Annotated in this window: 7 protein-coding genes; 5 read left to right on the top strand and 2 right to left on the bottom strand. The window is 36.9% G+C overall.

Annotation, left to right across the window (positions count from 1 at the left end; genetic code table 11):
* The first annotated feature begins 53 nt into the window (after nt 1–53).
* A complete protein-coding gene (gene punC, locus ORI89_RS06200) occupies nt 54–1238 on the top strand; it encodes a purine nucleoside transporter PunC (RefSeq protein WP_268229574.1) in 1185 nt (394 codons plus the stop codon).
* Nucleotides 1239–1293: 55 nt separating this feature from the next.
* Here punC and ORI89_RS06195 read toward each other — a convergent pair whose 3' ends face one another.
* Entirely contained in the window at nt 1294–1785 is a 492-nt protein-coding gene (locus ORI89_RS06195; protein ID WP_268229573.1) for a hypothetical protein, read from the bottom strand.
* A gap of 167 nt (nt 1786–1952) precedes the next feature.
* Nucleotides 1953–3251: a hypothetical protein gene (locus ORI89_RS06190; protein WP_268229572.1), complete on the bottom strand. Its 1299-nt coding sequence runs from the start codon at nt 3249–3251 to the stop codon at nt 1953–1955.
* A gap of 490 nt (nt 3252–3741) precedes the next feature.
* Here ORI89_RS06190 and ORI89_RS06185 point away from each other — a divergent pair, with 490 nt between their 5' ends.
* The 4 genes from ORI89_RS06185 to ORI89_RS06170 are packed head-to-tail and all read left to right on the top strand — an operon-like array spanning nt 3742 to nt 10851.
* On the top strand, nt 3742–6900 hold the full coding sequence (locus tag ORI89_RS06185; protein WP_268229571.1) for a SusC/RagA family TonB-linked outer membrane protein: 3159 nt from the start codon (nt 3742–3744) through the stop codon (nt 6898–6900).
* 18 nt (nt 6901–6918) lie between these two features.
* Nucleotides 6919–8844, top strand: a complete 1926-nt coding sequence (locus tag ORI89_RS06180; protein ID WP_268229570.1) for a RagB/SusD family nutrient uptake outer membrane protein — start codon at nt 6919–6921, stop codon at nt 8842–8844.
* Between the two features lie 39 nt (nt 8845–8883).
* Nucleotides 8884–10101 carry a DUF5000 domain-containing lipoprotein gene (locus ORI89_RS06175; RefSeq protein ID WP_268229569.1) on the top strand — a complete coding sequence of 406 codons (1218 nt, stop codon included), beginning with the start codon at nt 8884–8886 and terminating at the stop codon, nt 10099–10101.
* A 27-nt stretch (nt 10102–10128) separates the two neighbouring features.
* The gene (locus ORI89_RS06170; RefSeq protein WP_268229568.1) at nt 10129–10851 is read left to right on the top strand and encodes a DUF4998 domain-containing protein; all 723 of its coding nucleotides are present in this window, start codon (nt 10129–10131) and stop codon (nt 10849–10851) included.
* The last annotated feature ends 44 nt before the right edge of the window (nt 10852–10895 follow it).

Below are 10895 nucleotides of genomic sequence, written 5' to 3'. Positions count from 1 at the left end.
AGGATTTACTGCGCTATTTGTTTTATCTTTGCTCGCAATAAAATAGCGCTGTTATGGTTCGTCAGGAGAAAAATAGTTTTTTATTTTTAGTGTATTTAGCAGGGTTAAGTATTATCGGTTTTTTAGCGACCGATATGTATTTGCCTGCGTTTGATACCATGCGTGTCGATTTAGATACTTCGAAGAGTAATATCAGTGCTTCGCTTAGTCTTTTTCTAGGGGGCTATGCTATTGCCCAATTGATGTGGGGGCCTATATCTGATAAACTGGGGCGACCTAAAGCCATTTTGATGGGGCTGGCCATTTTCGTGATTGCCTCGCTAGGTATTTACTTTACGAAGCATGTTCATGCGCTTTTGATATTACGCCTTGTGCAGGCTATTGGCGTGTGTGCAGCTGCAGTGAGCTGGCAGGCTTTGGTGATTGAGCGATACCCGAGTGCCGAGGTGAATAAAGTGTTGGCCAGTATTATGCCACTGGTAGCTCTTTCGCCAGCATTAGCCCCCTTGGTTGGGGTGTTTTTATTGGATTATTTTTCCTGGCGCTCTATATTTATCGTATTGGCGCTGTTGGCATTGCTGCTTATAGCCTATACGTTTACGTTAAGCAAAGCGACGGCAGTGGAGCGTGCAATGCCTGGCGATGCTGCGAAAGAGGGGCAGCACAAATCGTATTTTGATTTACTGCGCTCGAAGAGATACCTGGGGAATGTGCTGATTTATGCGGTATGTTCAGGAGCATTTTTTGCCTGGCTGACAGGGTCGCCGTTTTTCTTGAAAGATTTGGGCTATAATGAAAGTCAGATAGGCTTTAGTTTTGTGCCCCAAACGATTGCGTTTATGGCAGGAGGATACGGCTATCGTTTACTTTCTAACCGGGTCGAGGGTAGCCGTTTGGTACCTTGGCTATTGACAGGTTATACCATTGGTTTGGTTGGGGTATTTTTAATTACCATAACGGTGCAGCCGACGCTGACTTTACTGCTGATCCCATTTTGTTTGATGGCGCTTTGTAATGGTGCTTGCTATCCGATTGTGGTAGCACAGGCCTTGAAGACATTTCCGAACAATTCGGGCAAAGCAGCTGCTTTACAAAATACAATTCAACTGGGGATTTGCTTTTTGGCGAGCGCTTTGGTTTCTTTTTTTGCACAAACGCCCTTGTTCACAACAACTATAGTGATGCTGTGCACGATACCTTTTGCAGTTTTAGGGTATAAGTGGAGTTTAAAAGCTTAAGAGATGATGTAAGTTTTGCTGCAGGTGAATGGTAGGTTCGCCTGCAGCAATGCTGCTAAAAGAGGTCTTTAAGTTTTCCCAACAGGTCGTTGGAACCACCGTCTTGCTTGCCCGTTTTATCAGTCGAGCCACCTAGCATATTCCCGATAGTAGATAGGTCAATACCTCCGCCTTTACCCGAAAACTGGCTAAGCAAATCCTGCATGTTTAAACCACCGCCCGACGACTGGCCGAGTTTGCTTAAAATAACCGGAATCAATGACATAGCAACAGTTTTTGCGGTGTCCATGTTAATGCCCAAACCACTAAGTTTCTGTGCAAAGCTATTGGAAATCTCTGTCCCGGTATCACCCATTGATTTTTGATCTTTAAAGCTGTCTAATAGAGAGTTTATATCGCCAGAAGCAAGTTTTTGTTTAAGGACGTCAATAACCGAATCGGATGCAGCTTGAGCCGCGGCCTCATTTTTTTCGGTAGGAATATTGTCATTGGCAGATACCGCTTCTTGCGCGTAGCCTTTGATGATGTTTTGAATCTGTTCAAGCATGCTGATAAGAGTTAAGATGAATATTGTATATATAGAATACTCAATGTAGCAAATTGTTTGCTATAAAGACCTTTAGCAAACAATTTTATTCTCCAATTGTAGTTGGAAGTTGACGGATGCCTATGCGGGATATGAATAGCTGTATCGTGAATAGGAGCATGATTGTGTTAGCTCGATAGTTTTACATCCTTAATTTCGCCGACGCCGGAAAACATAAACTCTATACCGAGCAACTGGCCTATAGGTTTTTCATAGGTAGTACTGAATATTGGCTTATCGTCCAGGTATATGATGACCTTTTTATTTATAATGCTTAGGCGTACTTTCTTTCCATCCCTTAGGTCGTGACCAAAGTTTTCTAAATTCTGGTTTCGGCCACCTTTATAGTTTTCTGAAAATTTATAATCTGCCCAGGAAATACATTCCGGTTTAATCAATACAAAATAATGTGTGCTTTCCTCGCCGTACAGTAGTAAATCGACTTGCGAGCAACGCACGCCCGGCCGTATGGGCGAAGTCTTGATAAATGCTTCTATGGAAAGCTGATCAGCAGATTGATTAAAAGGCTGAACGTTTGAGAAATGAGTGAAAAATGTACGCATAGTATCGACACCCGCACGGTGAACATCTTTTAAAGAGATGCTTGGCGGGGTGAAAAGATCGATTCCTCCTTGAGTAATAGGGTACATACGGGTAGTATCATGATTCATTTTACAGGTAACTTCCCATCCTGCAGAGTTTAAAACCACACGTTGTGTATCTATTATTTTGTCTTTATAATATAATTTGGGATAATATACACCGGGCTTCTCATAATAGAATGTAATAACGCTGTCGTTCCATTTACGGTATCTACTGCGCCAATTGTCAAAGTCCATACTAAAATTGCTTAACTCCAACTGGTCACCTGTATTATTCTGAAGTTTAAATATGGCCGAATGTGGTGAGTAGCCAGTAGGGTGAAGATTCACTAATTTTACATCTATGGAGCTACCCTCTTGCGAACTTATGTAGGTGAATACAAAAAATGAAACCAATAGCACAAAAGCGGCTATAAAACCATAGATATACTTAGGGCTCTTTGACGGATTTTCCAGAGTCGCATTGGTCGTGCTGTTTACGGTTGCTTGCTCGGGGAGTTGTTGATAGGCCTTTCTATTCGTGTTTTCTACTTTGACAAATTCTTCCCAGTCGCGGTAGCCGATGTAAAGTGCGAGCGCATCCCGCGTCGCTTTTTGGGGTGTATACTCTTCTGATGTGGCTAATTTTCCAAAGATCCTTTTTAGTGTGTTTTCACTGATATAAACTTTGGTTTTCTTTCTTAGTTCTGCACTTAAGTATATGTAATCACTATTTTTCCAGTCGGTATAATTTCCACGATTAAGCTTTGTAGCTATTTTTAGACAGCATATTTCTAATATATTGAAACTTTCATCTCGATTTACGTGTCCATAATTCTTTTCCATGTTCTCTAAGTTATTGTTTACCTGAGTCTTAATTTGTTCATTGTTTTTGTACAAACTTTGGATACTTCATTTTTCTTTTTCTAAAGAAGTGACATATATGTTTGTTATGTTTTTGTAACAAAGGTATAACTGATAACCATCTAAGCCCAAATGTATGAATAAAAATGAAGTTTAATGACGCTCTAAAAAAAATGAGAAAAAAGTGCTAAATAAATTGCGGTAGATCTAAGATTTATTAGCGTATTGACTGTCTTTAATTATTGTGAGATAGCATAGAAAGGTATATTCTTAAATAACGTATTTCTTAAGAAAAGCCTCAAAAAGGCCATTGCTATTGGTACAAATGAAAAAAGACATAAAGATATCCGTAATTGGATGCTTTCTAACTAATTGATTAATGTTATGACGAATTTGTTGGTAAAGCGCAAAAGCTTTGCGGACCTATATTTTCGTGATTAACCAACAACCATTATAAAACTATTATTTAAATATGAATAAACTTAAGATTTTAAGTATTGTATCTGTATTCACTTTTTTTTATACGAATGTTAATGCCGATACGAAGACTAAAAAAACTGATTTTGATTATTATCAGTCTGAAAAAGTAACTGGTATTGTTAAAGATGAAAATGGAAATTTCTTAGCGGATGTTACGGTGTCTGTGAGAGGTACGAGTACAAGTATAGCGACAGGGCGGGACGGAAGTTATACAATAAATGTATCAAGTTCTAAAGATACATTGTTATTTACTTCGGTTGGTTATATTTCGCAAAATATACCCATAAATACTCAACGTACTATAAATGTTACGCTGGTTCAGACAGAAGCTAGTGTCGAGGAAGTAACTGTAGTAGCATTTGGAACACAAAAAAAAGAAAGTGTTGTATCTGCAATATCTACAGTTAAGCCAGGAGAGCTACGTGTGCCGAGTAGCAATCTCACAACAGCTTTGGCTGGACGTGTTTCTGGCCTTATAGCCTATCAACGAAGTGGTGAACCTGGACAGGATGATGCTAGTTTCTTCGTCAGAGGGGTAACCACATTCTCGTATGCTAGAGGTCCATTAATCCTGATTGACGGAGTAGAAATGACATCAGCAGATCTAGCTCGTTTGCAAACTGATGATTTAGCAACTTTTTCTATAATGAAAGATGCAGCTGCTACATCATTATATGGTGCGAGAGGAGCAAACGGAGTGATTATGGTTACAACAAAAGAGGGGCAAGAAGGAAAAGCAAAATTATCTTTCAGATTAGAAAACTCATATTCGACACCAACTAGAAATATTGATTTGGCTGATCCAGTGACATATATGCAGTTAAATAATGAAGCAGTTACAACTCGAGATCCTTTAAAATCTATCATATATGACTACGATAAAATTGATAATACAATTGCAGGAGCTGATCCACAGATTTATCCAGCTAACGATTGGTATAAAATGCTTTTTAAAAATTATACTACAACGCAAAGGGCTAATCTTAATGTAAGTGGAGGTGGTAAAGCTGCTCGATATTACGTTGCAGGAAGTTATAGTAAAGACAACGGTGTTTTAAAGGTTGATAGAAATAATAACTTCAATAATAATATTGACCTCAAGAAATATCTACTTAGAGCGAATGTCAATATTAATTTAACACCAACAACAGAGGCGGTTGTACGTCTAAGTGGAACTTTTGATGACTACAAAGGACCTATTGATGGGGGACAAGATTTATATAATAAGGTAATGAGGTCCGATCCAGTGTTATTTCCACCATTTTTTAAATCAGATCGTACATATTCTTATGTGACACACACACTTTTTGGTAATTACGACAAAGGGCAGTATATAAATCCATATGCAGATATGGTAAAAGGGTATAAGGATTATGCAAAATCTATGATGCTTGCGCAATTTGAGATTAAGCAAAAGTTAGATTTCATAACCAAAGGTCTGTCGATAAGAGGATTATTAAGTACCACAAGGTCATCATACTTCGATGTTAAACGCGCTTACAATCCATACTTATATTCACTTGTAGCATATGATAAACATACCGGAGAATATATGTTACAGCAGTTGAATACCGAAACAGGAACTCAATATCTCAATTATGAAGAAGGACCTAAAGAAATTAATACATCTACCTATTTAGAGAGTGCTATAAATTATTCAAGAACTTTTAATAAACATGAAGTAAACGGATTGCTTGTTGGTGTGCGTAGAGAGAGTTTAAAACCTAATGCTTCTACTTTATTACTCTCTTTGCCTTCTAGAAATTTAGGATTGTCAGGACGTGCAACATATGGCTACGATAGTCGATATTTTGCTGAGTTTAATTTCGGATATAATGGTTCTGAAAGGTTTGCAATGAAAGAACGTTTTGGGTTCTTTCCATCTATGGGCTTTGGTTGGATAGTATCAAATGAAAAGTTTTGGAATGACCGTTTAAATAATATTGTGTCAAAACTAAAATTGAAAGGTACATATGGTTTAGTCGGAAATGATGCTATTGGTGATGCGAACGACAGATTTTATTATTTATCACAAGTTAATGTAAACGATCCTGGGAAATCTTTTGTATGGGGAGAGAATTTTGATCAAACTGTAAATGGAGTGACGATTAGCCGCTACGCTAATGATAAGATTACTTGGGAGACTTCTTCTAAGATGAATTTAGGTTTTGAGCTTGGCTTGTTTAATAAGATGCAGATCCAAGCAGACTATTATACGGAGCATAAGAAAAATATTTTAATGGCACGCGCAAGCATTCCTTCAAGCATGGGACTGCAGGCAACTCCGCTAACAAATATAGGAGAGGCAAAGGGAAAAGGTGTAGATTTTTCAATTGATTATAACCATGTTGCAACAGAAGATTTTTGGATTACTGGTCGAGCTAATTTTACATATTCAACTGCAAAGTTTCAAGTTTATGAAGAGGTAGATAATTCTTTAACTCCATGGCTGTCAAAAATCGGTAAACCCGTATCTCAAACATGGGGCTATATTGCAGAACGCTTGTTTGTTGATGATATTGAAGTTGTTAATTCACCAACGCAGGCTTTTGGAGAGGTTATGGGAGGAGATATTAAATATAGAGATATTAATGGAGATGGTCAGATAACCGGCCTGGATATGGTCCCAATTGGTTATCCAACGACGCCTGAAATTATATATGGATTTGGATTCTCAACTGGTTATAAGAGTTTTGATTTGTCTATGTTTTTTCAAGGATTGGCAAGGGAGTCTTTTTGGATAGATCCTGTGAAGACCGCACCTTTTATTGATACAGATGATAACGCAAGCATAATATCGAAAAACGCATTGTTAGAAGTATATGCAAATGATCATTGGTCTGAGGATAATAGGAATATTTATGCACTGTGGCCTAGGCTCGCAGATCGATCAATCCCTAATAATACACAACAGAGTACATGGTTTATGCGTGATGGTACATTCTTGCGATTAAAGTCTCTCGAATTTGGATACTCCTTACCAAAACATATAATTTCTCGTTTAGGTGCTACTACTTTTAGAGTATATGTGTCGGGAACTAACTTATTGACTTTTAGCAAATTTAAGTTGTGGGATCCAGAGATGGCTGGTAATGGTTTAGGTTACCCTGTTCAAAAGGTGTACAACCTTGGTTTGCAAATGAACTTTTAAATACATAAGTAATTCGAAATGAAAAAAATATTATACTATTTATTGGTGTTAGTGCCAATAACATATTCATGTAATAAATACTTGGATATCGTGCCGGATAATGTGGCAACATTGGAATATGCATTTCTAGATCGTACAAGTGCAGAAAAATTTTTAGCTACATGTTATCAATATTTGCCAAACCTAGGTGTAATATCAGATGATCCTGCGATTCAAGGGAGCGATGAGTTTTGGGGTATAGAAGATCCTTTTTATGGAGCTACCAATTATAGGGGAATGAGGATGAGAAAGGGAGAGTTAAATGTTAACAGTCCGATTTTTAATTATTGGGACGGAGAATATGGAGGTAAGCCACTATTTAAAGCTATAAGAGATTGTAATATTTTCCTGGAAAATATTGTCAATTTAGAAGCTGATTTATCCGAACAAGAAAAATTGAGATGGATCTCCGAAGTGAAGTTCTTGAAAGCTTACTATCATTTTTATCTTGTACGAATGTACGGAAGTATACCCATCCAAAGGACAAGCTTAGATGTTGATGCGGGTATAGATGAGGTAAGGGTTTATAGAGAGCCTTTTGATGATGTGATAAATTATATTGTCGACCTCTTAGACGAAGCTGTGCCAGATTTGCCTATCGAAATTGCGAATAGGGCATCAGAACTGGGGAGAATTACGCAACCTATTGCATTAGCACTAAAAGCAGAGGTGTTGGCGACAGCGGCTAGCCCTTTGTTTAATGGTAATCCAGATTTCGCTAGTTATGTTGACAAGAGAGGTGTTGCTTTATTTAGTAAAGCTTACGACGAAAAAAAATGGGAAAAGGCTGCGTTAGCAGCTAAAAATGCTATAGATACAGCTTTGTTGGCGGGACATAGGTTATATCAATTTGAAGAATACCCAACGGCATTGTCGGACTCAACTCGTTTATTAATGACACTTCGCCATGTATTTGCAGATAAGTGGAATAAAGAAATAATTTGGACGGCAGCTAAATTGACCTTGAATAATTATATGTATGCAACTGCGCCCTATTTTCTTAGAGATTATAATATGTGGACGCCGTCAGATCCGTATATGGTCCCTGACTTAAGAATGGCAGAATTGTTTTATACAAATAATGGTGTGCCAGTGGATGAGGATATAAGTTTCGATTATGTAAATAGATTTCAGACAGTAGAAGCGCCAGCTGATCATAAATTTTTTGTGGAACCTAACTATATAACTGCTAAAATCAATATTAGCAGAGAAACAAGGTTTTATGCAAATTTAGCTTTTGATGGTAGTGTATGGTTTGGCAATGGAAGGGTCAAAGATGTCGGAAAAGGAAATTTGTCGGAGCAACCATGGGTCTTTAAAACAAAAAAAGGAGAAGTGCAAGGAAAAAATGGAGCCTTACGATACTCACTTTCTGGGTATTGGATTCGAAAAAGCTCTCACTTTGAAAATGTCGCAACTTCGGCTACCTCTAAAGTGACAGTACGCTCGACATTTCCAATTGTGAGATTAGCTGATTTGTATTTGTTATATGCAGAAGCTTTAAATGAAGCATTAGTGACACCAGATGAAAGAGTTTATGATGCTATAAATATAGTGAGAGAAAGAGCAGGGTTGCTAGGTGTTATTGAAAGCTGGGCAGCGTACTCTAAATATCCTACTAAACCTAAAACCAAAGAAGGTTTCCGCCAGATTATACAGCAAGAACGAATGATCGAGCTAGCTTTTGAAGGAAAAAGGTTCTGGGATTTAAAAAGATGGAAAACAGCGGCTAAATGGTATAATCAGCCAATACGAGGATTAAATGCTGATGGAGAAACAGTAGATGAGTTTAACACTGTTAAAACATTATTTGTTCCACAGTTTAAAAATAGAGACTATTTATTCCCTGTTAAAGAATACAATTTAAGGGTGAACGCCAATTTAGTACAAACGCCAAATTGGTAAACCAAAATTGGAGTTTTTAAATGAACGATAAATAATATAATGATGAAAAAAAATAGATTTTATATAATTTTGATTCTTCTGCTCGATGTTTTTATGTATTCATGTAACGAGGAAAGAATTGGCCAATTTCCTATAGAGAGTACCGCACCACAAGAATTGATAGACCCTTTTGTAGAGAATTTAAAAGGAGGAGCTACTATTCATTATACCCTGCCAGGCGATGCAGATTTATTATATGTAAAAGCGACATATACATTACCTTCAGGAGAGGTTAAAATTCAAAAAACATCAGCATTCTCTAGTTCAATCACGATTAAGGGCTTCTCTAGATCAGGAAAATCGATTGTTGAGTTGAGATGTGTAGACCGTAGTCAAAATGAGTCAGAACCAATTTTTGTTGAAATAGAACCTAAAGATTCACCAATTTTTGATATTTATAATAGTTTTAGTGTAGAACCTGCATTTGGGGGAATTAAAGTAAGCTGGGAAAATACTGAAAGTGAAGAAGTGCTAATAGATGTATTGAAAAAAGATAACGAAAATAATTGGTCGTCTATTGAAAAATTATATACCTCTATAACCAAGGGGATTGGTTTTGTTAGAAACCAAGAAGCTGTAGAAAGCAGTTTCGGAGTATATGTTCGTGATACGTATGGAAATAGAACAGATACATTATATGTAACAGAAGTACCATTCGAAGAACAGATATTAGATAAAGCTTTATGGAAAGAAATGCGTTTGTGCCCAGGCATAGAAATGAATATTTGGGGAGCAAAAAGCATGAATGTATTGTGGAATGGGATAACTAACGAAGGAACAGCATATTATTTAAATGATAGTCAAAATGGGCTAAATTCCTTTTTTACAATTGATTTAGGAGTTAAAGCACAGCTCTCTAGGTTTAAATTTTGGGGAAGAAGTGGTTGGTACTTTAATTTGCACCATCCTAAAGAATTTGAAATATGGGGGACTAATGATCCAATTGTAGCCAACTCAGATCCATGTAGTTGGAATGGGTGGACTTTATTAACTACAGGGGTATCTGAAAAACCTTCAGGTCCAGATCCATTAGCTGCAGACAAGTTATCCACTGAAGATAAAGCATTAGCAGCACTGGGGGAAGAATTTGAGTTTTCTGAAGAAGCCCCACCAGTTCGTTACATAAGATTTAAAAAGGTAAAAACTTGGACAAATTCGCCAAATGTGTTTTTGGCTGAACTATCATTTTGGGGTAAGCCCTTAAATGAAAATCAATAACAATCAATTTAAGAAATGTAAATGACAATGAAATATATAAAAATAAGTGCGTTATTCTTTGTGGCTATAGTGAGTTTATCCTTTTTGTTGAGTTGTTCTAAAATGAATGATGTACATGAGGTGTATATGAAAGACGGGGAAATAATTTATGTTGGCCGGGTTGATTCTGCGCATGCATTTCCAGGTAAAAACAGAATGTTGATTAATTATTGGATGAGTGATCCTAGGGTTAAACAATTAATTGTCTATTGGAATAGTAAAAAAGATTCTATCATTGTAGATGTTCCCAAACACGCTGTTAAAGATTCGGTGGAATTTTATATTGGAAGCAAAGAAAAACCAATAGAACAAGGAAGTTACACCTTGGAGTTTTATTCGACTGACGGAGGTAAATCGAGATCAATTGCATATGAAATACCTGTAAATATCTATGGAGAAGATTTTACAGAAACTTTGTTAAACAGGTTAATTAAAGAATCTACATTTGACCATCATAATTCAGACCTTTTAATTCAGTTTTATGCTGCTTTTGCTAAGACTGAGGTAGCCGTTGAACTGAATTATACGGATAAAGAGAACGTACAGGTGACCTCTCTCTTTAAAACGGAAGAAATTGAAAGTGCTAATAATAAGGTTGTTTTGAAAAATGTAAAAACAGCAGCTCCTATCTCTTATAGAACGCTGTATCTGCCAGAAAGTAAGTCGATTGATACTTTTTATACAGATAAAAGTTTTATAGAGTTAAAGTAGGGAGCTTATGTTTCTTGATGAAAAGTAAAGGAATATTGTTCTTT

Origin of the sequence: Sphingobacterium sp. UT-1RO-CII-1 (assembly GCF_026711005.1) — a bacterium.
Taxonomy (GTDB): Bacteria; Bacteroidota; Bacteroidia; order Sphingobacteriales; family Sphingobacteriaceae; genus Sphingobacterium.
Note: the sequence above shows the minus strand (reverse complement) of the source record. Positions and strands in the feature narration are given on the sequence as shown.